This window comes from Kineococcus gynurae (genome assembly GCF_042433995.1).
GTDB classification, from domain to species: Bacteria; Actinomycetota; Actinomycetes; order Actinomycetales; family Kineococcaceae; genus Kineococcus; species Kineococcus gynurae.
In genome coordinates this window covers 19,614-45,329 of the sequence record NZ_JBHLUI010000003.1, presented here as the reverse complement: position 1 = coordinate 45,329, position 25,716 = coordinate 19,614, and the positions used below count along the sequence as shown (strand labels likewise).

At 75.0% G+C, this 25,716-nt stretch carries 19 protein-coding genes; 10 read left to right on the top strand and 9 right to left on the bottom strand.

Features of this window, described 5'->3' with window-relative positions; genetic code table 11:
• The first annotated feature begins 11 nt into the window (after window positions 1-11).
• A complete protein-coding gene (murJ, locus tag ACFFKU_RS01550; RefSeq protein ID WP_380134871.1) occupies window positions 12-1,694 on the top strand; it encodes a murein biosynthesis integral membrane protein MurJ in 1,683 nt (560 codons plus the stop codon).
• Here the strand turns inward: murJ and ACFFKU_RS01545 are convergent.
• Both ACFFKU_RS01545 and ACFFKU_RS01540 read right to left on the bottom strand, forming a co-directional pair.
• Window positions 1,653-4,034, bottom strand: coding sequence for a DUF6049 family protein (locus tag ACFFKU_RS01545; RefSeq protein WP_380134868.1), 2,382 nt, complete (start codon window positions 4,032-4,034; stop codon window positions 1,653-1,655). The two genes, murJ and ACFFKU_RS01545, sit on opposite strands and share 42 nt — an antisense overlap.
• The gene (locus ACFFKU_RS01540) at window positions 4,031-4,504 is read right to left on the bottom strand and encodes an NUDIX hydrolase (protein WP_380134865.1); all 474 of its coding nucleotides are present in this window, start codon (window positions 4,502-4,504) and stop codon (window positions 4,031-4,033) included. Before ACFFKU_RS01540 ends, ACFFKU_RS01545 begins: the two co-directional genes overlap by 4 nt.
• A 164-nt stretch (window positions 4,505-4,668) precedes the next feature.
• On the opposite strand from ACFFKU_RS01540, the gene ACFFKU_RS01535 reads away from it, so the two are divergent.
• Window positions 4,669-6,105: a CCA tRNA nucleotidyltransferase gene (locus ACFFKU_RS01535; protein ID WP_380136086.1), complete on the top strand. Its 1,437-nt coding sequence runs from the start codon at window positions 4,669-4,671 to the stop codon at window positions 6,103-6,105.
• A 14-nt stretch (window positions 6,106-6,119) separates the two neighbouring features.
• Here ACFFKU_RS01535 and ACFFKU_RS01530 read toward each other — a convergent pair whose 3' ends face one another.
• Both ACFFKU_RS01530 and ACFFKU_RS01525 read right to left on the bottom strand, forming a co-directional pair.
• Window positions 6,120-6,785: a PilZ domain-containing protein gene (locus tag ACFFKU_RS01530; RefSeq protein ID WP_380134863.1), complete on the bottom strand. Its 666-nt coding sequence runs from the start codon at window positions 6,783-6,785 to the stop codon at window positions 6,120-6,122.
• A gap of 86 nt (window positions 6,786-6,871) precedes the next feature.
• Complete coding sequence (locus ACFFKU_RS01525; RefSeq protein ID WP_380134860.1) at window positions 6,872-7,540, bottom strand: VOC family protein; 669 nt, start codon at window positions 7,538-7,540, stop codon at window positions 6,872-6,874.
• Window positions 7,541-7,730: 190 nt separating this feature from the next.
• Here ACFFKU_RS01525 and ACFFKU_RS01520 point away from each other — a divergent pair, with 190 nt between their 5' ends.
• Window positions 7,731-8,297 carry a hypothetical protein gene (locus ACFFKU_RS01520; RefSeq protein ID WP_380134859.1) on the top strand — a complete coding sequence of 189 codons (567 nt, stop codon included), beginning with the start codon at window positions 7,731-7,733 and terminating at the stop codon, window positions 8,295-8,297.
• A 27-nt stretch (window positions 8,298-8,324) separates the two neighbouring features.
• Here the strand turns inward: ACFFKU_RS01520 and ACFFKU_RS01515 are convergent, their stop codons facing one another.
• Together ACFFKU_RS01515 and ACFFKU_RS01510 are read right to left on the bottom strand one after the other, a co-directional pair.
• Window positions 8,325-8,750: a ChaB family protein gene (locus tag ACFFKU_RS01515; RefSeq protein ID WP_380134857.1), complete on the bottom strand. Its 426-nt coding sequence runs from the start codon at window positions 8,748-8,750 to the stop codon at window positions 8,325-8,327.
• Between the two features lie 55 nt (window positions 8,751-8,805).
• Entirely contained in the window at window positions 8,806-10,452 is a 1,647-nt protein-coding gene (locus ACFFKU_RS01510; RefSeq protein WP_380134855.1) for an MFS transporter, read from the bottom strand.
• 93 nt (window positions 10,453-10,545) lie between these two features.
• On the opposite strand from ACFFKU_RS01510, the gene ACFFKU_RS01505 reads away from it, so the two are divergent.
• The 3 genes from ACFFKU_RS01505 (at window position 10,546) to ACFFKU_RS01495 (ending at window position 14,968) form a co-directional block, all read left to right on the top strand.
• Window positions 10,546-11,085, top strand: a complete 540-nt coding sequence (locus tag ACFFKU_RS01505; protein ID WP_380134853.1) for a TetR/AcrR family transcriptional regulator — start codon at window positions 10,546-10,548, stop codon at window positions 11,083-11,085.
• Window positions 11,086-11,225: 140 nt separating this feature from the next.
• Window positions 11,226-12,320: a glycosyltransferase family 4 protein gene (locus tag ACFFKU_RS01500; protein WP_380134851.1), complete on the top strand. Its 1,095-nt coding sequence runs from the start codon at window positions 11,226-11,228 to the stop codon at window positions 12,318-12,320.
• Between the two features lie 152 nt (window positions 12,321-12,472).
• On the top strand, window positions 12,473-14,968 hold the full coding sequence (locus ACFFKU_RS01495; RefSeq protein WP_380134848.1) for a SpoIIE family protein phosphatase: 2,496 nt from the start codon (window positions 12,473-12,475) through the stop codon (window positions 14,966-14,968).
• Here the strand turns inward: ACFFKU_RS01495 and ACFFKU_RS01490 are convergent.
• Window positions 14,952-16,094: a PucR family transcriptional regulator gene (locus tag ACFFKU_RS01490; protein ID WP_380134845.1), complete on the bottom strand. Its 1,143-nt coding sequence runs from the start codon at window positions 16,092-16,094 to the stop codon at window positions 14,952-14,954. The genes ACFFKU_RS01495 and ACFFKU_RS01490 overlap by 17 nt on opposite strands.
• A 151-nt stretch (window positions 16,095-16,245) precedes the next feature.
• Here ACFFKU_RS01490 and ACFFKU_RS01485 point away from each other — a divergent pair, with 151 nt between their 5' ends.
• Both ACFFKU_RS01485 and pruA read left to right on the top strand, forming a co-directional pair.
• The gene (locus ACFFKU_RS01485) at window positions 16,246-17,223 is read left to right on the top strand and encodes a proline dehydrogenase family protein (protein ID WP_380134842.1); all 978 of its coding nucleotides are present in this window, start codon (window positions 16,246-16,248) and stop codon (window positions 17,221-17,223) included.
• A 20-nt stretch (window positions 17,224-17,243) separates the two neighbouring features.
• Window positions 17,244-18,869: an L-glutamate gamma-semialdehyde dehydrogenase gene (gene pruA, locus ACFFKU_RS01480; RefSeq protein WP_380134839.1), complete on the top strand. Its 1,626-nt coding sequence runs from the start codon at window positions 17,244-17,246 to the stop codon at window positions 18,867-18,869.
• Between the two features lie 39 nt (window positions 18,870-18,908).
• On the opposite strand, the gene ACFFKU_RS01475 is transcribed toward pruA, so the two are convergent.
• Window positions 18,909-19,946 (bottom strand): LLM class flavin-dependent oxidoreductase, encoded by a 1,038-nt coding sequence (locus ACFFKU_RS01475; protein ID WP_380134837.1) that lies wholly within the window; start codon window positions 19,944-19,946, stop codon window positions 18,909-18,911.
• Between the two features lie 130 nt (window positions 19,947-20,076).
• Here ACFFKU_RS01475 and ACFFKU_RS01470 point away from each other — a divergent pair, with 130 nt between their 5' ends.
• A complete protein-coding gene (locus ACFFKU_RS01470) occupies window positions 20,077-22,227 on the top strand; it encodes a PP2C family protein-serine/threonine phosphatase (RefSeq protein WP_380134834.1) in 2,151 nt (716 codons plus the stop codon).
• Here ACFFKU_RS01470 and ACFFKU_RS01465 read toward each other — a convergent pair.
• On the bottom strand, window positions 22,195-24,954 hold the full coding sequence (locus ACFFKU_RS01465) for an aminotransferase class I/II-fold pyridoxal phosphate-dependent enzyme (RefSeq protein WP_380134831.1): 2,760 nt from the start codon (window positions 24,952-24,954) through the stop codon (window positions 22,195-22,197). The two genes, ACFFKU_RS01470 and ACFFKU_RS01465, sit on opposite strands and share 33 nt — an antisense overlap.
• Window positions 24,955-25,065: 111 nt before the next feature.
• Here ACFFKU_RS01465 and ACFFKU_RS01460 point away from each other — a divergent pair, with 111 nt between their 5' ends.
• Complete coding sequence (locus ACFFKU_RS01460; RefSeq protein ID WP_380134828.1) at window positions 25,066-25,716, top strand: TetR/AcrR family transcriptional regulator; 651 nt, start codon at window positions 25,066-25,068, stop codon at window positions 25,714-25,716.

The window sequence follows — 25,716 nt, the reverse complement described above, 5'->3', positions numbered from 1 at the left end:
ACGATCGGGGGGTGAGCGCCCAGTCCGACCCCGCGACCGCGAGCAGCCCCGGCACGGGGGACGCCGCCCTCGCCCGGTCCAGTGCCCTGATGGCCTCCGGGACCCTGGTCTCCCGGCTCCTCGGCTTCGTCCGCACGGCCCTGCAGGTCACGGCCATCGGCGGGGCCGCCCAGGTGGGCGCGCAGGTCTTCGACATCGCCAACAAGGCGCCCAACATCTTCTACATGCTGCTGGCCGGCGGGGTGCTCAACGCGGTCCTGGTCCCGCAGATCGTCCGGGCCTTCGGCCGGCCCGACGGGGGCAAGGAGTACGTCGACCGGCTGGTCACCCTCGCGCTGCTGATCATGGGAGCGGCGACGGTCGTCATCACGCTCGCCGCCCCCCTGGTCGTCCGCCTCTACACGCAGTCCTGGCCCCCGGAGTGGCTGGCGCTGGCCACCGCCATGGCCTTCCTCTGCCTGCCCCAGGTCTTCTTCTACGGGCTCTACACCGTCCTCGGGCAGGTGCTCAACGCCCGGAGCAGCTTCGGCCCGTACATGTGGGCGCCGGTGCTCAACAACGTCGTCGCGATCGCCGGGCTGGTCGCCGTCCTCGTGCTGGTGCCCGACGCCAAGCAGTTGGACGCGACGGAGTGGACCTCCGGTCAGATCGCGCTGCTGGCCGGCACCTCGACGCTGGGGGTGGCGCTGCAGGCGCTGATCCTGCTCTGGCCGCTGCACCGCGCGGGGTTCGGCTACCGGCCGCGGTTCGGCTTCCGCGGCATGGGGTTCCGCACCGCGGGTCGGCTGGCGGGGTGGACGTTCGCCGGGGTCGTGGCCGGGCAGCTGGTCTTCCTGCTGACGTCCAAGGTGATGACCCGGGCCGGCGAGGCGCTCGCCGGGACCACGACGACCGGGGCGGAGGGGGCCTCCAGTGCGTCCTACACCGCGGCCTACCTGCTGTTCATGCTGCCGCACTCGCTGGTGGCGGTCTCGCTGGTCACGGCCCTGTTCACCCGGCTCTCGCGCAACGCCGGGCTCGGCGAGGTGGCCGCGGTGCGCCGCGACTTCTCCGCCGGTGCCCGCACGGTGCTCGTCGCGGCCCTGCTCTCCAGCGCGGCCCTGCTCGCCCTCGGTCCGGCCATCGCCGACGCCCTGTTCGGCGAGCCCGCCATCGGCCCGGTCGTCGTCGCCATGGCCGTGGGCCTCGCCCCGTTCAGCCTGACCTACCTGGCCCAGCGGGTCTTCTACGCCTTCGAGGACGCCCGCACGCCGTTCGTCACCGCCGTGGTGGTCGCCGGGGTCATGCTGCTCGCCGACGTCGCCCTGCTCCTCTTCGCGCCGCCGGAGTGGACCGTGGCCGGGGTGGGCGCGGCCATGAGCCTGTCCAACCTCGTCGGCGGGGTGCTCTCGCTGGCGCTGCTGCGCCGCCGGTTGCGCTCCCTCGACGGCCACGGCATCGACGGGTACCGGCTGCTGCGCACCACCGTGCGGGCCACGATCATCGCCCTGCTGGCCGGCGGTGCGGGGTACGGCGTGGTCCGCCTGCTGGAGCCGCTCGGCGAAGGACGCGCGGCGGCCGTGGTCACGATGCTCGCCGGGGGCGTCGTCGTGCTGGCCGTCTTCCTGGTGCTGTGCCGGGTCATGCGCGTGCGCGAGCTGACCGACCTGGCCTCACCGCTGCTGCGGCGGGTCCCCGGGCTCCGGGGCCGCTGACCCCGGCGTCCGGTCCCCGGCCGGGTCCGGCCCCCGCGCGCCGGTGTCCCCGGCCAGGACGGCGTGCTCGACCTCGTCGACCCGTCGTCGGGGACGGCGCACGGCCCGCACGACCCCGACCACCAGCAGCACCCCCGCGATCCCGCCGATCGTGCCGGTGACCCACCCCTCGACGCCCATCGCGACGTTCAGCTCGACCTCGGTGCTGCCGCCGATGGGGGTGCCGTCGGGGGTGGTGAGCTGGGCGTCGATGACCACGCTGCCGTTGGCCAGCGCGCGGACCGGGACGGCGACGCGTCGTTGGCTGCCGGCGGGCACCTCCTGGCGGGCGACCCGGTCGAGCTGGACGCGGGGGCTGCGCGGGCGGAGCAGGAGGTCGACGCGGACCGGGACGTCCAGCTCGTTGACGACGGTGACCGGCAGCTCGCTGCGCGTCGCCGCCAGGTTGCGGGTGCCCCCGGGCAGGATCGACACCTGGTCGAGGAGCTGCTCGACGCTCGCGTCGACGGCGGAGCGGGCCGCGGGCAGGGCGGCGGCGTGCCCCCGCCAGGACGCCGAGACCAGCAGCAGCGCCGCGCGCCGACGCTCGGGCAGGGCCGGGTCCTCGCCGAGCAGGGCGGCGCTGAAGGCGTCCAGCTCGCCCAGCGCGGACGCCGTCGCCGAGACCGCCGTCCCGGGCAGCAGGCCGCGCGCCGCCTCCTCGGTCAGGACCGGTTCACCGCGTTCGACGTCGGGGACGGGGACCTGCTCGAGGGCGTCGAGGGTCTGCCAGGTGCCCCAGCCCGAGGTCTGCACGGCCTGCAGGACGCGGCCCACGACCGCGGGGTCCGGGTCGAAGGTGCGCGGGGCCACGACCAGGAGGCTGCGGGGGTCGTTGGGCCGTTCCAGGGTCGCGGTCGCGGTCTCGGCCACGAACCGTTGGACGATCGCGGTCGGCGTCACCCCGGTCGCGGTGGAGCCGGTGCCGTCGCCCGCCGACTGCGCCAGGGCGAGGACGTCGGACAGGGTCGAGTCGGCGACCAGCCCGGACAGCGACGCCCCCGACCCCTCCACGGGGACCCGGCTGCGCCCGGTCGGGGTGTAGGTGAGGTCGGCGTCGGCCGGCTGGGAGTCGTCGTCCAGGACGATGGTCGTGTCCCCCGCACCGGCCACCAGCTGCAGCGTCTGCGCCCCCGCGGCCTCGTCGGCCGGCCAGGCGACGTCGTCGTGCAGCAGGGCCCCCGGCAGCTCGTCCGCGACGGAGGCGCCCGCGGAATCCGAGGCCGTCGACCCGGCCGCCGCGGCCGTCAGCACGGTCCGGCCCTGAGGGCTGCGGGCCAGGGAGGCCAGGTCCGGGTCGCCCGTGGGCAGCACGACGACGTCGCGCCCGGTCGAGGAAGTGCGAAGGGTGCCCAGCAGCTCGGTCGCGGCCGCCGCGACCTGCTCGGCCGAGGCGGCCCCGGTCGTCCCGGCAGGGGGTTCCTCCGTCCCGTCGGCGGTCGTCCCCTCCCCGGGGTCGGTCCCGTCCTCCGCGTCCGCGGGGCCGGCCGCCGAGCGCGCCGCCGCCACCAGCGCGGGGTCGAGGGCCCAGGCCACCCGGGGGTCGGCCCCGGCCTCGAGCAGGCGGCCCCACCGGCCGTCCTCGGCCAGGGAAGCCACGCGCTCGGCGGAGATGCCCGAACCGTCCCCCGAGCGACCGGCGACCACGGGCAGCAGCAGGGTCAACCGGGTGGCCGAGGCCGGGACCGCGGACGTGTCCCGCGCGGTGACGAACGACCGGGTCACCCCGACGCGGACACCGTCGGCGACGACCTCGACGGCGAGCCCGTGGGCTCCGGGGGAGGTGCCCAGCTGGGCGACGGGCAGCTGGAGGGTCACCCCGGTCGCGGCCCCGGCGGCGAGATCGCCCCCGCCCCCGCCCTCGTCCTGGTCCCCGTCCCGGAGGCCCACGGCGACCCGGTCGGAGGCGGCCACCCCGCTGCCGAAGGATCGCGTGGCCGGCGCCGCGGCCCAGGCGGCCACCGCCTGCCGGGTGCGCAGGGCCGGGCGCTGCACGACGAGGCGCGCCTGCACGCCGCTCAGGGCCTCCGAGCCGAGGTTGGTGACCCGCACCCGCACGGTGAGCAGGTCCTCGGGCCGGGCCGGGTCGTAACCGCCCGCGGACACCTCCTCCAGGTCCACCTGCACCGGCAGCCCGTCCGTCGCCGTGCTCGTGGGGGAGGTGCTCGTGCGGGAGGTGCTCGGCGTCGCCGCGGCGGACGGCACGGCGAGCGCCGCCCCGGGGGCGAGGAGGAGGCAGCAGAGCCCCGCGGCGGTGCCGGCGAGGACGGCCGCCGGCCGTCGCCCGGCGGGGGGTCTCACGCGAGGCCGTGCCGGGCGCTGGCCAGTTCGGCGACCCGGCGCTCGTTCGGGAAGGCCAGCCGCGCCTTGAGGTCGGTGAGCGGGACCCAGGCCACGTCGCAGGCCTCGGCGTCCGGGTCGCCCTCGACGGTGAGGTGACCGCCGACCGCCTGCAGCAGGAAGAGGTGCACGACCTTGTGGATGCGCCGGCCCTCGACCGAGAACCAGTAGTCGATGCTGCTCAACGGCTCGACGACGCGTCCCGCGATGCCGGTCTCCTCGGCGACCTCGCGGACCGCGGCCTGCTCGAGGGTCTCGCCCGCCTCGGGGTGGCCCTTGGGCAGGCACCACTCCAGGCGTCCGGCGCGGTTGACCCGGCAGATCACCGCCGCCCGCGGGACCCCGGTGCTGACGTCGACCACGACGCCGCCGGAGGAGGTCTCCTGAACGACGGGCGGCCGACGACGCGGCTCCCCCTCAGGCTTGACCATCGGGTCACTGTAACCAGGGCGGGGGCCACGATCTGGCACCCTTGACACCCGTGCCCCGACCGCAGGACCAGCTCCCCGCCCCCGTCGTCCCCGACGCGAGCTCCGCGCTGGGGGCCGCGCTGGACGAGGCCCGGGCGCGCGCCGTCGCGGCGCTGGAGCCGGTGATGCCCGTCCTGGTCGACCTGGGCCGACGGTTCGCGGCCGCCGGGCACGAGCTCGCCCTGGTCGGGGGTCCGGTGCGCGACGCGTTCCTCGGTCGACGCTCGGCCGATCTGGACTTCACCACCGACGCCCACCCGGACGTCACGTCGCGGCTGCTGCGGGCGTGGGGCGACGCGCACTGGGACGTCGGGCGCGAGTTCGGCACGATCGGTGCCCGCCGTCGCAGCACCGGGCCGGACGGGACGACGGTCGACGTGGTCGCCGAGGTGACCACCTACCGGGCCGAGGTGTACGACGCGGCCTCCCGCAAGCCCGAGGTCAGCTACGGCGAGGACCTGACCGGCGACCTGTCCCGACGCGACTTCACCGTCAACGCGATGGCGCTGCGGCTGCCCTCGCTCGACTTCGCCGACCCCCACGACGGCCTGACCGACCTCGCCGCGGGCCTGCTGCGCACTCCCGGGACCCCGGAGCGGTCGTTCTCCGACGACCCGCTGCGGATGATGCGCGCGGCCCGCTTCGCCTCCCAGCTGCGCCTGCGCCCGGCACCGGAGGTCCTCGCCGCGATGACCGCGATGGCCGAGCGGATCACCATCGTCTCGGCCGAGCGCGTGCGCACCGAGCTGACCAAGCTGCTGCTCGGGCTCGACCCGATCGCCGGGCTGCGGCTGCTGGTCGAGACGGGGCTGGCCGCCCACGTGCTCCCCGAGCTGCCCGCCCTGCAGCTGGAGATCGACGAGCACCACCGGCACAAGGACGTCTACGAGCACTCGCTGACCGTGCTCCAGCAGGCCGTCGACCTGGAGGATCCCGAGGGGACCGAGGGCGTCGAGGCCGTGCCCGGGCCCGACCTGGTGCTGCGCCTGGCGGCGCTGCTGCACGACATCGGCAAACCGCGCACCCGCCGGTTCGAGGCCGGCGGCGGGGTGAGCTTCCACCACCACGAGGTGGTCGGGGCCAAGCTGGTCGCCAAGCGGCTCAAGGCGTTGCGCTACGACAACGACACCGTCAAGGCGGTGGCCCGGCTGACCGAGCTGCACCTGCGCTTCCACGGGTACGGCGACGGGGAGTGGACCGACTCCGCGGTCCGCCGCTACGTCACCGACGCCGGGCCGCTGCTCGGGCGGCTGCACCGGCTGACGCGCAGCGACTGCACGACCCGCAACCAGCGCAAGGCCCGTCGGCTGGCCGCCGCCTACGACGACCTCGAGGAGCGCATCAAGCGGCTGCGGGCCCAGGAGGAGCTGGACTCGATCCGCCCCGACCTGGACGGCAACGCGATCATGGCCGAGCTCGGCATCGGCCCCTCGCGGGCCGTGGGCCGGGCCTACCAGCACCTCCTGCAGCTCCGGCTGGACCGTGGGCCGCTGGGCGAGGAGAGCGCCCGGGCCGAGCTGCACCGGTGGTGGGCCGAGCAGCCCGAGGCCACCGCGTCCTGAGCCCCGGGTGGGGGTCAGGACCCCCGCTGCTGACGGGCCAGCTCGCGCAGCACGCTGTGCTCGAGCCGGTCGGCGGTGGGCGCGTCGACGTCGACGAAGCGGATGACCGCCTCGCCCGAGACCTCGTCGACGCGCAGCACCTCGCCGCGGGCGTGCACGGCGGACCCGTCCTCCAGCGCCAGCGAGACTTCGACGGGGGCGTGCGGGGTGTGCGGCAGGTCCGCGGTGTCGCGCACGCGCATCCCGGTGCGGGACAGGTCGACCGTGGTCGTCCGGGCCTCGCCGGTGTCGGAGCTGAGCCGGGCCTCGACCTCCGTCGGGGCCCGGACCGCCCCGCGCCGGGTCTCGGCGACCAGCAGCATCACCCCGGTGAGGCTCAGCTCGTCGGACCGGGACGCCTGGGCCACGGCCTGGAAGACCCCGTGCGGACGGACCCCGTCGGCGCCGTCGTCGGAGTCGGTGCTGACCCAGACCCGTTGTCCGTCGAGGGCGGCGACCGTCTCCGGCGTCGTGCTCACCTGGGAGGTCACGACCAGTCCGGCGGCGCTCGCGATCCACGAGCGGACGGTGCCCGCGTGCATCGCCGGGGCGTCGCTCTCGAAGTGCGCGGGCATGAGGGTGACCGCCGAGTCGAGGGCCGGCCCCTCGGTCATGAGCAGTCCGCCGGGAGAACCCTCCATGGCAGCTTCCTCCAGTCGTGTAGTCGCGAGAACACGCTACGTGACTTACCGGGGACCGCGCCACGGGTACCGCGGAATCCGCCCCGTCACTCCTGCCGCAGCAGACCCACGTCGGGAACGGGCGGCGACCACCGGTCGTGGGAGGTGCGCAGCAGCTCGGCGAGGACGTCGGGGTCGACCGCGGCCAGGTCGACCCGGGCGCCGCCGGGGGCGGGCACGACCCCGGCGACCGCGCCCGCCGCCGGGACGTCCTCGGGGCGCAGTCGCACCTCGGCGGTGAGGGGGTCCGGCTGGGCCGCGACCAGGGTGCGGCCCACGCGGTAGGTGCGACGACCGTCCTCGTGCAGCTCCACCACCCCGGGCAGGGCCAGCGCCGCCGAGCGCAGGTCGCAGCCGAAGCGGGGATCAGCGTGCGACTGCAGCAGGAGCAGGTAGCCGCCGGGCGTGCGCAACCGCCAGGTCCACTCCCCGTCGGCCTGCTGCCGGGGGAGCTCGTCGGTGATCAGGTGCGCGCGACGGGCCCGCTCGGCGACGGCGTGCACGTCGTCGACCTCCATCTGCCAGGTCGTCCCGCCCGGCCCGGCCCCCCCGGGCGCGTGCCGGTCCTCGTGCAGACCGAAGGCGACCCCGTCGGCCTCCAGGGTCACCGACCCCCCGGCCGTCGTGCGGGCGACGAACCCTAGCCGCTCGTAGAAGGCGACCTCGGCGGCGAGGTCGCGGACCGACAGGCGCGGGAGCAGTCGCAGGAAGGCCATGGGTCATCCGACCACCTCGCCCCCGTGCGATCCACCCCGGCCCACGGGTGGTGCGGCGGGGCCCCCCGACGGCTACGGTCGGCGGTCGGGTCGGACAACGAGGACGGAGAGGTGCGTGGGGGTATCGCAGTGGGTCGCACGACGACCCTGGCGCCACGCGCGGGCGACCCGTCCGGCGGCGGTGGGGGTCGTGCCGATGCCCCCGGCCGTGGGCGCCTGGCTGGTCGAGCAGCTGGCGCTGACCAGTGCGTTGGGCGCCGACCTGCGACGCCTGGCCCGGTCGACGTCGGCCACGGAGCGGGCGACGCTCGAGCAGGTGCGGCGGGCCGTGACCGCCGACCGGGCGGCGCTGCGGTCGCTGGCCCGCCACCTCGGGGTCGGACCCGACTGGACCGCGCGGTCGCAGGCCCTGGTCGGTTCCTGGATGTCGGCCCGGACGGCCGACCTGCTGCCGCTGCTGCACACGCTGCCCGGGCTGGACCGGTTGCCGCTGACCGCCCGGGTCCTCGACCCGCGGCTGCGCACGGCGCTGGACCTCGAGGCGGTCGCCGCCGACCTGCACCGGCGGGCCGGGGTGTGGCGGGGGCTCGCCGCCCTGGGGGCGGACTCCCCCCGACCCGGCCTGGCGCCCCTGCTCGGCCCGGCCGGATCGCTCGCCCGGCGCGCCGAGGAGCAGGCCCACGTGGTCGAGGGACTGGTCCGGCGCCGGCTCGGCGAGCTCGCCGAGGACTCCACGGACGAGGACGAGCCCGCCTGAGCGAGCCGGGTGGACGGTCCCGGCGGCTCAGTCCCCGCGGGCCTCGGCGGTGGCCCGGTCGTTGGCCTTCTGCAGCGCCTCCACCAGCTCGGCCTTGGTCATGCTCGAGCGGCCCGGCACGTCGAGTCGCCGCGCGAGCTCCATGAGGTGCTCCTTGGTGGCGTTCTCGTCCACCCCGCCGGCGGTCCCGAGGTCGGTGGAGGCGTCGCCCTCGGCCGACTGCCGGTCGGAGGGCCCGTTCTCCTCCTTGGGCTCCCAGTGGTCGCCCACCTTCTCGTGGGTGTGCTTCACCGCGGCCCAGGCCACCCGCGCCGCACGCTCCCCGTCGCCGTACTGCTCCTCGGCGGAGTCGTGCGCCTTGGCGAAGGTGGCCTGGGCGTGCTCGTCGGAGCGCTGCAGGGTCGAGGGGAGCTCGTCCTCGCGGACCTCGCCGTTCCTGGTCGTCTTGGGCATGCCGCGACGGTAGGCAGGACGGTCCGCGCCCGCCTCCCGGGCGCGGACCGACGGCTCAGGCGGGGACGGACTCGACGGGCCGGGCCGGGGTCGTGGCCGTCGTCCGGGGACGCAGCGTGCGCCACACCATCCAGGCCGCGGTCGCCGTGAGCAGCGCCCCGGCCAGGGACGTCACGTCCAGCCCGGTGGCGAACGCCTCCCGCGCCGAGACGAGCAGCTCCGGGCCTCCGGTTGGCAGCTCGGAGGCCACCCGGGTCGCCGCCCCGAGGGTCTCCGCGGCCGCGGCCGCCTGCTCACCGCTCGCCGTCGCGGGGACGCTGATCGAGGAGCGGTAGACGGCGTTGAGCAGGGAGCCGAGCAGCGTGGTCCCCAGCACGGCGCCGACCTCGTAGGCGGTCTCGGAGATGGCCGAGGCCGCACCCGAGCGCTCCGCGGGGGCGGTCGAGAGGATCGCGTCGTTGGTCAGCGTCTCGGCCAGACCGGCCCCGGCCGAGAGGACCACGAAGGCCACGCCCAGCTGGATCGCGGGGACGAGGACCCCGTCGGTGCCCGCACCGAGGGTCGCGGCGACGGCGTACCCGGTCGTGCCGAGCAGCAGCCCGACCGGGATCAGGACGTGCAGCGGGTGCCGGCGCGCCAGCCGGGCCGCGACCAGGCTGGCGACGATCGAGACGACCGCCCCCGGCAGCAGCAGCAGCCCGGCGTCCATCGGCGCGAGCCCGAGGACGAGCTGCAGGTACTGCGAGGTGGCGAACAGCATCCCGGTCATGCCGAGCACCGACATCAGGTTGGCCAGCACGGCCGAGCGGAACACCGGGATCCGGAACAGGTCGACCTGCAGCAGCGGTTCGGCGAGCCGGTGCTGACGGCGCACGAACACGAGTCCGAGGACGAGCCCGGTGAGCAGCAGCAGGACCGGGGTGGCGTCGAGCCCGTGCCCGACGGACTTGGCCAGGCTCTTCAGCACGTAGACCAGGGCGGTGAGGGCGGCGATCGACAGCACGACCGAGACGACGTCGATGCGACCGGCCACCGGGTTGCGGCTCTCCCGCAGGAACACCGGGCCGAGCACGAGGAGCACCACCATGACGGGGATGTTCATCAGGAACACCGAACCCCACCAGAAGTGCTCGAGCAGGTAACCGCCGACGACGGGCCCGAGCGCGGAACCGGCGGCGAAACCCCCGGCCCAGATCGCGAACGCGGTCCGGCGCTGGTTGCGGTCGTGGAACGTGCTGCGCAGCAACGACAACGTGGACGGCATCAGGGTCGCCCCGAAGATGCCGAGGGCGACCCGGGCCGCGACGAGCGACTCGGCCGTGTCGGCCAGGGCGGCCAGCGCCGAGACGGTGGCGAACCCGGTGCCGCCGATGAGCAGCAGCTTCCGGCGGCCGAAGCGGTCGCCGAGGGAACCCATCGTGACGAGCAGCCCGGCGATCGCCAGGGAGTACCCGTCGACGATCCAGAGCAGCTGGGTCCCGGTCGGGGCCAGGGACTCGCTGATCGCCGGGAGCGCGAAGCTCAGGACCGTGAGGTCGATGGAGACGATGAGGACCGGCAGGACCAGCACCGCCAGCGCGCTCCACTCGCGCCACCCCGCACGGGGGGCGGGAGCGGGGGCGGTGGTCGCGGGGGCGGTGTGCGTGGGGGCGGAGGTCGGCGTCGGGCGCTTCTCCGGCCGGCCGGCGGGGTGCGGGGTCATGTCCTTCTCTTCCGTTCGCGACGCGGCGGCGGCCACGTCGTCGATTTACTGTACCGTCCAGACGGTTTAGTTGGCTAGCCGTAGGATCTCCCGGTGTCCCGCCCCCCTGCCGCCCCCGCCCGCGGGGCCACCCGCGAGCGCCTGCTGGACGCCTACGAGGAGCTCATCTGCGACCAGGGGCCGCGCGCGGCGACGCTGGACGCGGTGGCCTCGACGGCCGGGGTGTCCAAGGGCGGCCTGCTGTACCACTACGGGAGCAAGGACGCGCTGGTCGAGGGGCAGCTGGCCCGCCTGCGGCGGTTGGCCGGGGCCGACCTGGACCTGATGCGTGCGGCCCCCGAGGGGGCGGCGGCCTACTACCTGAACACCTCGGTCGACGACCTCGTCCCCGGCCTGCACCGGGCCACCGTCGCCGCCGTGCGCCTGGCCCAGGACGGGGAGGCGCGCGCGGTCACGGTGTTCGGCGAGATCACCGAGGACTGGCGGGCCGCCATCGAGGAGCAGGTCGGGGACCGTCGGCTGTCCCGGGTGATCCAGCTCATCGGGGACGGGATGTGGCTCAACGCCACGATGGGCGTGCCCGCCGAGGACGCGCAGGAGCTGCTGGCCAGCCTGCGGGCGCTCGGCATCTGAACCCCCGGTGAGCGGTCGGCGGCCCGCCCGGGTCGCTCCGGTGAACCGGGAACGACTGCGCCCCAAGTGTTCCGCAGCGGTTCACGCGACCCTGGCCGCGATCTCGCCGGGGCCCGGGCCGGGCTCGACAGGCTGGTCGGGTGCGCGTCGCCGTCGTCACCGAGTCCTTCCTGCCCCAGGTCAACGGGGTCACCAACTCCGTGCTCCGCGTCGTGGAGCACCTCCGCCGCCAGGGCCACGAGGCGATGGTCGTCGCCCCCGGACCCGGCCCCGATCGGCACGGTGACGTCGAGGTCCGACGCATCCCGTCGGCCCCGCTGCCGATGTACGCCGAGCAACGGGTGTCCCTGCCGAACCTCGAGCTGTCCCGCGCGCTGGCCGGCTTCCGGCCCGACGTCGTGCACCTGGCCGCGCCGGCCGTGCTGGGCGCGCACGCGGCCGCCCTGGCCCGGCGCATGGACGTCCCGAGCGTCGCGATCTACCAGACCGACCTGCCGGGCTACGCCGAGCGCTACCGGTTGACCGCGCTCACCCGGGCGGCCTGGCGCTGGGTCCGGACCGTGCACAGCGCCGCCACCCGCACGCTGGCCCCGAGCCGGCACGCCTGCGCGCAGCTCGAGGCGCACGGCGTCGACCGGGTCAGCCGGTGGCCGCGGGGCGTCGACCCGCGCCGCTTCTCGCCCACGCACCGCGACGACGAGCTGCGCGCCCGGCTGGCTCCGGACGGCGAGCTGCTGGTCGGTTACATCGGGCGGCTGGCGCCGGAGAAGGAGCTGGCCCTGCTGCGCGGGGTGCAGGACCTCCCCGGCGTCCGGCTGGTCGTCGCCGGGGACGGCCCGGCCCGCGGTGCCCTGCAGCGGCAGCTGCCCCGGGCGACCTTCCTGGGGATGATCGGGGGGCTGGACCTGTCCTCGACCTTCGCCTCGCTCGACCTGTTCGTGCACACCGGGCGGCACGAGACGTTCTGCCAGGCGGCGCAGGAGGCGCTGGCCAGCGGGGTGCCCGTCGTGGCCCCGGCCGCGGGCGGGCTGCTCGACCTCGTCGACCCCGGGGTCAACGGTGACCTCTTCGACCCCGGGTCGGCCGTCGACCTCCGGCAGCGGGTCACCCGACTGGTGGCCGATCCGCACCTGCGGCAGCAGATGGCGGCCGCGGCCCGCACCTCCATCGCCGGACGGGACTGGGCGACGATCAACGACGACCTGCTCGCCACCTACCGCAGCGTCCAGCTCTGACCCGTCCGGACCGCCACGAAGCGCACCGAAACCCCGCGGTCACGCTCCGACACTCCTACAGTCGTCCCATCGACCGGACCGAGCGCCGCCGCGCCCCCGTCACCGCCGAGCAGCCGGGTGAGGGGTCGCCCCCGCCTGCCCCGACCGGTGCGGTGCGCGCGGACGGGACGGAGGGGTCGGTCCCGGTCCGGGACCTGGCCCACCGGTACGCCGCGCTCGCGGCCCGGCTGGTCGGGGTGGACGGGGCGCACTGGTGGCCCGTCGAGGACGACGGGCCGGCCGGCCTGGGCGGGCTGACCCGGGCGGCCCGCGCCCCCCTGGCCGTCGAGGACGTGGCCGCCGACCCGCGGACGCTGGCCCGGGCCGCAGAGGCGCTGGACGAGGGCGTCGCGAGCTTCCTCGGGGCGGTCGTGCGCGGTCCCGGCGGCCGGACCCTCGGCGTCCTGGGTGTCTCCGACCCCCGTCCGCGCGACTGGGACGGACACCTGCCGTTGCTGGTCGACCTCGCCGCCGCGGTGGCCGGGGACGAGCTCGTGCTGACCGACGAGGGGCCGGACCGGGCCGAGCGGGTGCGTCGGAGCCTGACGCTCGGACTGACCGGCGTCGGTCGCTTCGACGTCGACCTCACCGACCGGACGGTCGGGTGGGACGAGCAGGCCCGCGGGTTGCTGGCCGCCGTGGGGTCGGGACCGCGCGAGCCCGTGGACGACCTGGCCGCCATGATCCATCCCGACGACCGGTTCGCCCTCGAGGTCGCGGTCGAGCGGTGCCGGGCGGTCGGTGGCACCTTCGACGAGGAGGTGCGGGCCTGGCGGGCCGACGGGCGCCAGCGCTGGCTGCGGCTGCGCGGGGCCGCGCTGGGCGCCACCGGGACACCTCCCGCACCGGGGTCGCCCCGGCTGCCGGACCTGGTCGGGATCGTCTTCGACACCACCCCCCAGCGCCGGGAGGACGACGGGCGGCACGCGCTCGCCGCCCTGCCCGACCCCTTCGCCCAGTTCGACCGGGTGGGTCGCTTCCGCTACCTGAACGCGGCCGCCGAGCAGCGGCTCCGGCGCACGCTGGGCCAGGTGGCGGGCCGCTCGCTCTGGGAGGAGTTCCCGCAGCTGCGCGGGGGCCAGGTGGAGGCCGTCTTCCACGCCGCGGTCGGGCGCGGCGCCCCGGTGGAGGTGGAGCTGGAGCTCGTCCCCGGCTCCGGGCAGTGGTGGGAGGTCCGCGCGTGGCCGGACCCCGAGGGGTTGTCGGTGGCCATGAGCCAGGCCACGGCCCGGCGGACCGCCCAGCGCGAGGCCGAGGACGCCAACCGGCGCCTGCGCCTGCTCGCCGCCGTGACCACCGACCTCACCAGCACCCTCGACCTGGCGCCGGCGGTCCGGCGCTTCGGGCAGCACCTGGTGCCCGCCCTGGGTGACTGGTGCGTGGTCTCGCTGCTCGACGACCAGGACGAGCTGGGCGACACCGGCTGGGTCCACGCCGACCCGCGCGCCCGGCCCGCGCTGGAGGCCTACGTCGCCGCCCGCCCCGCCGCCCTGCCCTCCTGGGCCGACCGCCTGGTCGCGATCGGGACCGCCCCGTGGTCGGTGCTCGACGGCCCGCCCCGCGCTGAGCTCCTGGCCGGGCTGCCCGCCGGGCCGGCCGGACCCGGGACGGGCGCCGCCGCCGAGGCCGTCGCGGCCCTGGACCCCGGCCAGGTCGTCCTCGTCCCGCTGCTGGCCCGGCAGCGACCGCTCGGACTGCTCACCGTGGGCCGCGGCCTCGGGGCCGAGGCGTGGACCCGGCCCGAGCTGCAGCTGCTGCACGACGTGGCCGGGGCCGCGGCCCTGGCCATCGACAACGCCCGCCTCTACGGACGCCAGCAGAGCATCGCGGAGAGCCTGCAGCGCAACCTGCTCTCGGCCCCGGTCGGGACCGACGAGCTGCAGATCACGGTGCGCTACGCCCCGGCGGCCGAGGCCGTGCGCGTCGGCGGCGACTGGTACGACGTCTTCCCCCAGGCCGACGGGTCCACCGTCCTGGTCATCGGCGACGTCATGGGCCACGACGTCGCCGCGGCCGGTTCCATGGGCGAGCTGCGCTCGCTGCTGCGGGGGACGGCCTACGCCACCGGCGCGGGCCCGGCCGACCTCCTCGCCCAGCTCGACGCGACCGTCGCCGGTCTGCACCGGTCGGTCATCGCCACGGTGCTGGTGGCCCGGCTCGAGACCGACGAGGACGGAACCCGGCTGCGCTGGTCCAGCGCGGGCCACCCGCCCATGGTCCGGCTGTCCCGCGCGGGTGGCGTCGAGGTGGTCGACGGCTTCGAGGTGGCGGCCGAACCGGACCTGCTGCTCGGCATCGACCCGACGGTGCCCCGCACCGAGACCGTCCTCGACCTCGACGAGGGCGACGTCGTGCTGCTGTTCACCGACGGGCTGGTGGAACGGCGCGACCAGGCCGTCGACGAGGGCCTGGAACGCCTGGCCGCGACGGTCGAGGAGCTCGTGGCGTCCGGCGACCTGGACCTCGAGCACGACCTGGACCGGCTCTGCGACGGTCTGCTGGCCCGGATGCTGCCCGAGCGGCCCGAGGACGACGTCGCCCTGGTGGCGGTGCGGTTGCTGCCGACCCCCGACGAGGACCGCCGGGGTCGGCTCAGTCGGGACCGGTGAGCACCAGCGCCACGTGCAGGGCCAGCCGGTCGCGGCCGTCGGTGAGGTCCAGCCCGGTCTCCGCCTCGATCCGGCGCAGCCGCGCGTAGAGCGTCTGCCGGTGCACCGACAGGGCGGCCGCGGTCCGTCCGACGCTGCCCGCGAGGTCCAGCCAGGTCCGGGCCGTGCGCACCAGCTCGGGGTCGCCGGCGAGCAGGCGGGCCGTCCGGTCGTCGGTCACCGTGCTCGCCAGCGTGGCCGGGTCGGCGAGCGCCCGGAGCCGGTCCACGCCCAGCACCCCCCACTCCCGCAGGGTGACCACCGGCCCGGGCCCGGCCAGGGCGGCCCGCAGCGCGGCGGTCGCCTGGCGCCAGCCGCGGTGCCCGTCGGTGAGCGCCACGTCGCCCGAGATCCCCGCCGCCACGCCCGCCGGGTGCTGCGCGAGCAGCGCGTTGGCCGCCCGCCCGGCCGCCCGCCCGGCCGCGGGTCCCGCCCCCTCGTCGTCGGGCACGACCAGGGCGGCCCGCCCGCCGACCGCGGCGCTGAGCACCCCCCGGGGCAGCACCCACCCGTTGACCGGGCCCGTCGTCACCGCCCCGCGCGGCGCGAGCGCCACCACCCGCACCCCACCCGGGGGCAGCAGGGCGTCGCGCTGCAGCTCCTCGGCGGCCCGGGCCCGTTCCCCGGCGTCCTCGGCGAGCAGCCCGCCCACCGCCCACGTCGTCCGGTCGCGCAGCCGGGCGCGGGCGGCCAGCAGCGCGGCCACCTGCTCGACGGCCTCGGCCAGCTCGGCCAGGGTGCCGGCGTCCACCCGCCCGTCCGGGTCGAGCAGCCAGAGGTAGCCGTAGGTGACCGCCCGCCAGCGCACCGGGACGCACCAGCGGGGGAGCAGGCCGGTCTCCGGACGGGCCGGGATCCGCAGCGGCTCCTCGGCCCGCGCGATCCCGAACGCGGCGAACTGCTCCTGGACGGCCGCGCTGGAGCGCCGGCGCAGGACCGACTCCCGACGCACGGCGTCGAGCGGGCCCTCCTGCTGCGAGCTCGCGACCAGGTGCAGGTCCCGGTCCTCCAGCACGGTAGGGGCGCCGGTCGCGGCGGCGATGGTGTCCACGAGGTCCTGGACCTCGGCCGGCCCCCGCACGTTCACGCGGTCATCATGCCGAAACCGGCACTCATCCGTCATCCATCTGTACGACGAACCCGTCCGAGATCCTGACCGTCGTCACTGTTCGCCCTCGACGAACCGGCCTACCGTCGACGTACGCCCCGGGTGGGGCCCTCGACCGGTGGAGGCCGCCATGTCCCTGCTCCAGACCCCCCAGAAGCCCGCGAAGACCCGCCGCCGGCTCGCCTTCGGGCCCGTGCTGCTGGGTGTGGCGGGCAACCCCGTCGTCCGGGCCACCGTGACGAAGAGCTCGCTGTCGCGCCCCGTCGTGCGGCGCTTCGTCCCCGGCACCGACGCGGACGCCGCCGTCCGCGCGGCCGCCGACCTGAACGGGGCCGGCCTGCGCCTGACGCTGGACCGGCTCGGCGAGGACATCACCGACCCGCGCGAGGCCACCGCGACCGTGGCCGGCTACCGCGAGGTGCTGCAGCGCCTGGCCGACGCCGGCCTCACCGAGGGCAACGAGATCTCCGTGAAGCTGTCCGCGCTGGGGCAGTCCCTCGGGACGGACGGTCCGGCGCTCGCGACCCACAACGCCGCGGAGCTGGCCGCCGCGGCCGCCGGGGTCGGGGTCGACATGACCCTGGACATGGAGGACCACACCACCGTCGACGCGACCCTGGAGACCCTGCGCGCCCTGCGGGCGGACTTCCCGCGGACCGGTGCGGTGCTGCAGTCGATGCTGTTCCGCACCGAGGCCGACGCCCGTGACCTGTCCGGTCCCGGGTCGCGGATCCGTCTGGTCAAAGGCGCCTACGCCGAGCCGGCCTCGGTCGCGCACGCCGCCAAGGCCGACGTCGACCGCGCCTACGCCCGCTGCCTGGAGATCCTCGTCGGGGGTCAGGGGTACCCGATGATCGCGACGCACGACCAGCGCATGATCGACCTCGCCGAGGAGCTCCTCCGCCGCCACGCGCGCTCGGCCGAGGACGCGGAGTTCCAGATGCTCTACGGCATCCGGACGACCGAGCAGCAGCGTCTCGCGCAGGCCGGGCACCGCGTGCGCGTCTACGTCCCGTACGGCACCGACTGGTACGGATACTTCTCCCGCCGGCTCGCCGAACGTCCGGCGAACCTCCTGTTCTTCGCCCGCAGCCTGTTCTCCCGCTGAACCCCCGGAAGGAAACCCCCGTGCAGAGCATCACGGTCGTCCCCGACCCGATCAACGAACCGGTCCACTCCTACGCACCGGGCAGCCCGGAGCGCAAGCTCCTCACCGACCAGCTGACCGAGCAGGCCGCGAACCCCGTGGAACTCACCCAGACCATCGGCGGGGTGCAGTCCCTCGGCGGCGGGGAGCGCGTCGACGTCGTCCAGCCGCACCGCCACGCCGCGGTGCTCGGCACGTTCGGCGGTGCGACCCACGCCGACGCCCGCGCCGCCGTGGAGGCCGCGACCGCCGCGGCCCCCGCGTGGGCCGCGATGGGCTACGATGACCGAGCCGCGGTGTTCCTGCGCGCCGCCGACCTGCTCTCGGGGCCGTGGCGGGAGAAGCTCGCCGCCGCCACGATGCTGGGGCAGTCCAAGACCGCGCAGCAGGCCGAGATCGACACCCCCTGCGAACTCGTGGACTTCTGGCGGTTCAACGTCGCCTTCGGCCGCCGCCTCATCTCCGAGCAGCCGGTGAACTCCCCCGGGGTCTGGAACCGGATGGACCACCGTCCGCTCGAGGGTTTCGTCTACGCGATCACCCCGTTCAACTTCACCGCCATCGCCGGCAACCTGCCCGCGGCCCCCGCCCTGATGGGGAACACGGTGATCTGGAAGTGCAGCCCCACCCAGACCCTCGCGGCGTACTGGACGATGCGCCTGCTGGAGGCGGCCGGGTTGCCCCCGGGCGTCATCAACCTGCTGACCGGCGACGGCCGTGCGGTCTCCGAGGTGCTGCTCGCCGACCCCCGTCTGGCCGGGATCCACTTCACCGGCTCCACCGCGACGTTCCAGCACCTGTGGCGCACGGTCGGGGAGAACATCGCGAACTACCGCACCTACCCGCGCCTCGTCGGCGAGACCGGGGGCAAGGACTTCGTCCTCGCCCACCCCTCGGCCGACCCGGCGATCCTGGCGACCGCGATGGTCCGCGGTGCGTTCGAGTACCAGGGCCAGAAGTGCTCGGCCGCCTCCCGTGCGTTCGTGCCGAGGTCGGTGTGGCAGCGCATGGGTGGGGAGTTCCTCGACACCGTCCGCTCGCTGCGCTTCGGTGACGTCTCCGACCTCTCGAACTTCGGCGGGGCCGTCATCGACGCCCGTTCCTTCGCCAAGAACAAGGCCGCCCTGGAGCGGGCCCGGAACACCCCCGGCCTGACCGTCGCCGCCGGTGGGAACTGCGACGACAGCGAGGGGTACTTCGTCGACGCGACCGTGCTGCTCGGGGAGGACCCGACCGACGCCGCGTTCTGCGACGAGTACTTCGGCCCGATCCTCGCGGTGCACGTGTACGACGACGCCCGCTGGCCCCAGGTCCTCGACCTGGTCGACTCGGGTTCCCCCTACGGCCTGACCGGTGCGGTGATCGCGCAGGACCGGGCGGCGGTCGAGGAGGCCTCCACCGCCCTGCGGTTCGCGGCCGGGAACTTCTACGTCAACGACCGGCCCACAGGGGCCGTCGTCGGTCAGCAGCCGTTCGGCGGTTCCCGCGCCTCGGGGACCAACGACAAGGCGGGCTCGATCCTGAACCTGCAGCGCTGGGTCTCCCCGCGCTCGATCAAGGAGACGTTCGTCCCGGCGACCGACCACCGCTACCCGCACATGTTCTGAGACCGGCCCGACCCCCGGGACGCGACGGCGTCCCGGGGGTCACCCGCGGTCGAGCGCGGCGCGCACCCGCGGCGCGACCTCGGTGCCGAGGAGTTCCACGGCCCGCAGCACGTCGGCGTGCGGGAGCGTGCCGACCGAGACGTGCAGCATGAACCGGTCGATCCCGAGGTGGCGGTGCTGGTGCACGATCTTGGCCGCGACCTGCTCCGGGTCACCGACCAGCAGCGCCCCGCGCGGCGAACGGGCGGCCTCGAAACTCGTCCGTGAGTAGTGGTGCCAGCCGCGTTCGCGCCCGATCGTGTTCATCGCCACCTGGATCGACCCGAAAGCGGTGCGCACCGCCTCGTCCTCGGTCGGGGCCACGAAACCGTGGCTGTGGGTCGCGACCCGCAGCGTGGCCGGGTCGTGCCCGGCGGCGGCCCCGGCCCGTCGGTAGAGGTCGGCCAGCGGCCCGAACTGCTCCGGCATCCCGCCGATGATGGCGATGGCCAGGGGCAGCCCCAAGGTTCCCGCCCGCACCACCGACTGCGGGTTCCCACCGACCCCGATCCAGACCGGCAGGGGATCCTGGACCGGGCGGGGGTAGACGCCCAGGTCGTGGATCGCCGGGCGGTGCCCGCCCCGCCAGGTCACCCGTTCCCCGGCCCGGATCGCCAGCAGGAGCTCCAGGTTCTCGGCGAACAGCTCGTCGTAGTCGTCGAGGTCCTGCCCGAACAGCGGGAACGACTCGATGAACGAGCCCCGCCCGGCGATGATCTCGGCGCGGCCGTTCGACAACCCGTCGAGGGTCGCGAAGTCCTGGAACACCCGGACGGGGTCGGCCGAGGACAGCACGGTCACGGCGCTGGTCAGCCGGATCCGCGTGGTGCGGCTCGCCGCCGCCGCCAGGACGACGGCCGGGGCCGAGGAGGCGTAGTCGGCCCGGTGGTGCTCGCCGAGACCGTAGACGTCCAGGCCCACCCGGTCGGCGGTCTCGATCTCGGCCACGACCTCGCGCAACCGCTGCGGGTGCGGCAGCACCGCCCCGGTCCGGGGGTCCGGGGTCGTCTCCGCGAAGGAACTGATGCCGATCTCCACGGTCCCCAGTCTGCCGTCCCCACCCGCGACGGGCCCGGGCTCCCCTCCCCCACCCGGCGGGACGCCGGCCGGGGCCCGACCGCGACGCGTTCACGGAGCGCCGGACCCCCCCGGGGCCTAGCGTGGGTGGGTGCCGACGATCTCTCCCTTCGCAGCTGCGGGCGCGCTGCGCCCGCTCTACGAGGCGGTGGACTGGGGAGCGCACCCGCTGGGACCGCCGGACTCCTGGCCCACGGAGCTGGTCGGGGCTCTGCGGACCGGCTTCGGGACGAAGTTCCCGTACCTGGTCTGCTGGGGCCAGGACCTGGTCATGCTCTACAACGAGGCCTACGCGGGGCTCATCGCCGACAAGCACCCCGGTGCGCTGGGGTGCCGTGTCGCCGACGTCTTCCCGGAGGAGTGGGACAACCTCAATCCGCTCTTCGAGCGGACGTTCCGCGGCGAGAGCCTGTGGTTGGAGGACATGCGGCTGCTCCTGCACCGCCGAGGCGGCGTCGACGAGGGTTTCTTCACCTTCTCCTACTCACCGCTGTGGTCGGAGGACGGTCAGCGCATCCTGGGCGTGCTGGACATCGCCAAGGAGACGACCCGGCGTCAGCTCGACCGTCGGCGCCTCGAGCTGCTGGCGCGCCTCGGCGACCTCGTCACCGACCTCGACGCCGGGGCCGCCCTGCGGCAGCGGGCCGAGGCCATCCTGGCCTCGGCCCCCGAGGACCTGCCCGAGGTCGAGGTCCGGCTCCCCACCGACCCGCTGCCCCGCCGCCTGCCGACGCCGGACCGCACGCCGCAGGCCCGCAACGTGCACCTGGCCGAGGTGCGCGGGAAGCGCTACGCCTGGACCGCGATCCCGGGCGGGGGCGGGACGAGCGGCCAGGGGTCGCTGACCGTCCGGCTCAGCGAGCTGCTCGAGGTCGACGAGGCCTACCTGGACTTCATCCGGCTCGTGGCCACCAGCATCGGCGACGCGGCCTCGGTCGTCGCCGCCCACGACGCCGAACGTCGGCGGGCCGAGAACCAGGCGCGGCACGCCGCCCGGTTGCGGGCGCTCGTGGACGTCGCGCAGACCCTGCCCGACGTGCCGGACGAGGAAGAGGTCCACGCGGTCGTCGCCGAGCAGGCCCGGGTCCTGCTGCAGGCCCGGCACGTGGCCTTCGAGGTGGTCGACCCGGACGACGTCGCCGGCCCGTCCCGGGTGCTCGGCGACCTGGGCGGTCACCTCGCCGACCGGACCGTGCTGCCGATGGCCTCCGCGCTGCGCGGGGACGCGGTGTTCCTGCCCGACGTGGCCGGTCACGGTCTGGCCGCGGTGCCGCTGGGAACCGGGGCCGCGGCCTCGGGGGCGATGATCCTGGTCTGGGACGATCCGTGCGCCTTCCCGCCCGAGGACGCCGACCTGGTCCGGGCGCTCGCGGCGGCGGCCGGTCAGGCCCTGGAACGGTTGCGGGCCCGACGGCGGGAGCAGCGGGCCGCCGAGGCCGTCCGTTCCCTGTCCGAGACCCTGCAGCGCAGCCTGCTGACCGCGGCCCCGCACCCCGACCACGTGCAGACCGCGGTCCGCTACCTGCCCGCCGCCCAGCACGCGCAGGTCGGTGGCGACTGGCACGACGCCTTCCTGAGCGCCGCCGGCACCACCTGTTTCGTCATCGGCGACGTCACCGGCCACGACCAGGAGGCCGCCGCCGCGATGGGTCAGGTGCGCAACCTCCTGCGCGGCATCGGGTACAGCCTGGAGGTGTCCCCCGCGACGGCGCTCTCGGCGCTGGACCGGGCCATGCGCGACCTCGGGGTGAGCGGGCTGGCGACCGCCGTGCTGGCGACGCTGGACCCGCTGCCGAACCACGGCTGGCGGCTGCGCTGGTCCAACGCCGGGCACCCGCCGCCGTTGGTCGTGCTGCCCGGGGGCGGCGCCGAGCTGCTGCGGACGCCCCCCGACCTGCTGCTCGGGCTGGACGCTGACCTCCCGCGGGCCGACCACGTCCACCTGCTGCCCCCCGGGGCCACCGTGCTGCTCTACACCGACGGTCTGGTCGAGCGCCGGGGCGACTCGATCGACAACGGGCTGCGCTGGTTGGTCGAGGCGTGCTCGGGGCTGGGGTCGGCCGGGCCGGACGAGATCTGCGACCACGTCCTGGCGGCCGTGGCGGCGCACACCGAGGACGACGTGGCGCTGCTCGCGCTGCGGGTCCGCGACCCCGCCGAGCACCGCGACGAGGAGGCCGCCGAGGCGGCCCCGGTCATCCCGCAGCCGTCACGAGCGGGCGTGCTCGACCGCCGCCAGTGACTCCTCGGTGAAGACCGACAACCCCAGCTCGGCGCGGTACCCGTGGATCTCGCGGACGTCGATCGTGGAGAGGAACTCCACGATCCGGGCGGAGACGCGCTGCCCGGGGACGAGCACGGGGAACCCCGGCGGGTAGGGGACCACGAACGTGGTCGAGACCAGCCGACGCCCCGCGGCGATGAGGTCGGGGGCCTCGGCCAGGGTCACGTACTCGCGGTCGGCCTCCTCGTAACCGGCGTAGAAGGCGGCCCGGATGTCGCCGTCGAGGGACGTCGGGGTCGAGCGGAACGCCGGGTCGAAGTCGCTGAAGTCGGGCAGCACCATCGTCCCGTCGCTGACCGCCGCGGCGCGGCGTTCCAGGAGACGGCGCTCGGCCCGCCCGGCGCTGCTGAGGCGCCGGTCGAGCTGCTCGGACACCCGGCGCAGGACGTCGAGCAGGAAGTGCACGCTGGACCAGGTCACCCCGATGGTGAAGATGAGCAGGACGCTGTTCACCGAGGTCTTGTTGATCTGGATCCCGAACTGCTCCATCAGGACCTTCTCGCGGAACTCGAACCCGTTCATCCCGGTCCGTCCGATGAACAGGGTCACGCGGGTCGGGTCCATGACGAACTCGTTCTCGCGCCACGCCATCGTCCAGCGCGCGGTGGCGTTGGTGCCGATGTCGGGCCGCCCGGACTCCGAGTCACCGCGCAGGTCGCCCGCGATCCGGAACTGCTCCGGGACCAGGTCGGACTCGTCCAGGATGCCGAACCAGCGGCCGATGAGCCGGTCGGTCCGCACGCGCTGGCGGAACGCCAGCGCCATCTTGTAGGCCGAGCGGACCATCTCGAAACCCTCGATGTCGACCTGGCGGCGCGCGAGGTCGAGAGACGCCATGAGTTGCTGGTTGGGCGAGGTCGAGGTGTGGGTGAGGAACGCCTCGGCGAACGCGTCGCGGGTGCTCCGCTCGAACTCCGCGTCCCGCACGTGGATCATCGACGCCTGGCGCAACGCCGAGAGCGACTTGTGGGTGGAGTGGGTCGCGTAGACCCGGACGACGGATCGGTCCGGGTCCGGCAGCAACCGGTGGTGGGCCCAGTCCTCCCGGGGGACGTCCTCCATCCGGCGGCGCCAGCGGTCGTACTCCCGCCGGTAGGCCGGCGAGGCGAGTTTCTGCTCCAGCTCCTCGGCCGCGGCCGTGGCGCTGCGCTGCCGGACCCACGGAACCGCTGCGGCGTAGGCGAACCAGGCCTCGTCCCAGAGGAAGACGATGTCCGGCTTGATCGCCAGCACCTCCTCCATGACCTGACGCGGGTTGTAGACCACCCCGTCGAAGGTGCAGTTGGTCAGCAGCAGCATCCGGACCGAGTCGAGCCGGCCCTCGGCCTCAAGCCGCAGCAGCGTGGACTTGATGGTGGCCAGGGAGACCCCGCCGTAAATGGCGTACTCCGGCAGCGGGTAGGCGTCGAGGTAGACGGGGTTGGCCCCGGCCAGCACCAGACCGTAGTGGTGGGACTTGTGGCAGTTGCGGTCGATGAGGACGATGTCGCCCGGGCGCGTGAGCGACTGCAGGACGATCTTGTTGGCCGTCGAGGTCCCGTTGGTCACGAAGTACGTGTGGTGGGAGTTCCAGGTCCGCGCGGCCTTGTCCATGGCCGCCTTGAGGGCCCCCTGCGGGTCCAGCAGCGAGTCCAGGCCGCCCGACGTCGAGGACGTCTCGGCCATGAAGATGTTGCGACCGTAGAACTCCCCCATGTCCTGCAGGGTGCGGGAGTTGAAGATGCTCGCCCCCCGGGCCACCGGAAGGGCGTGGAACTGCCCGATGGGGGAGGCCGCGTAGTTCCGCAGCGCGTCGAAGAACGGGGTCGTCCAGCGGTCGCGGTAGCCGGCCAGCACGGTGGAGTGCAGGTCGGTCGCGTCGTTGAGCCGGTAGAACGTGCGGTCGTAGACGTCGGGGTCCTGCTCGCCCCCGGCGGCCACGGACTCGTCGGTCAGCAGGTACAGGTCGACGTGCGGGCGCAGTTCGCGGATCCACTGCCCGCACTCGATCCAGTCGTAGGTCCGGTCGGTCGCGACCGCGATGTTCTCGACCCCGAGCAGGCGCGTCATCAACGGCAGCCGTGCGCTGGAGCGCAGGGGCAGGTCGTGGCGGACGATCGCGGCCTGGATCTCGCCGTTGAGGGCCATGGCGGTGATCGCGTCCTCGACGCTGGTCACCACCAGGATCTCGTAGACGACGTCGTCGAAGTCCCGTCGCAACCCGCGCAGGGCCCCCTCCAGGCCGCCGGGGACCGTGGTGGGCGAGTCGTCGGCGAGCAGGACGGTGAAGTACTGCTGGTGGTTGGCCCGGGCGACGAGCTCCTGCTCCTCCAGCGGCTGCGTGTCGTCGAACAGCGCGGCCCGGTCGCCGTAGGCCGAGAGCAGCCGGGCGGCGACCGAGGAGCGGGCCGACAGCCGCGACGTGTCGCCCTCGGCCAGCATCTGCTGCATGGCCTGCAGCGTCTCGATGCCCGGGTAGAGCCAGAACCGTTCGTAGGAGGCCAGCCGGTCGAGCAGGTGCTGCACGCGGTCGGTCTCCCGGCCCGTGTCCAGCCCGGCGCGGGAGACGGCGTCGAGCTGGTTGGTGGCGTCGTCCAGCAGGTGCCACACGTCGATCCGTTGCGAGGACGGGTTGGCCATCGCGGCGAGCGCGCTGACCCGGAGGCGACGGCTCTGCTGCCGTCGGACGGACCGAGGACCCTTCATGCGCCGTGATGCTCCCACGATCACCGGCTCGCGGGCTCGTCGGGTGCGCGGGTCACCCGTGGGGCGCACCCCGGGTGGGCATCACGTTGCACTTGGTGCAATCCTGGGGCCGTGACGATCACCCCCGACCGGTACGCCGCGGTCAAGGCGCGGCACCGGGCCGCGATCCTGGCCGCCGCCACCGCCGTCCTCACCGAGGGCGGGGTCCCGGCGCTGTCCGCCGACGTGCTGGCCGCCCGCGCCGACGTCGCGCGCCGCACGATCTTCAACCACTTCGCCTCGCTGGAGGACGTGGTGCTGGCCTGCCTGGAGGACGAGCTGAACAGCGCCATCAGCTCGGTGGCCGACGCCGTCGACCGGAGCCCGACCGGGGGCGCGCAGCGCGGACCGCTGGACGACCTCGAGACCTCCCTGCGGGGCACCGACCTCCCGCGGGTCGTCAGCCGCATCGCCCGGATGCTCGAGGGGCCGGGCAGCAGCGAGCACGAGCTGCGGTTGCAGCAGCAGGCGATGGCCCACCTGGCCGGTCCGATGACCGAGCAGGTGCGCCACCGCCACCCCGACCTCTCCGCGCTGGACGCGGCCCTGGTCACCGGCAGCGTCCTGTCCGGACTGACCGTCGTGGCCCGGGTCTGGTTGGAGGAGACGGGCGGCTCCCTGGACCCCGCGGGCCGCCGCCGCTGGGAGGACCTGCTCGACCACCTGTTCCGCACCCTGCGCCACGGCTTCAGCCCCGCCCCGCTCTCCCCGGAAGGTCTCTGA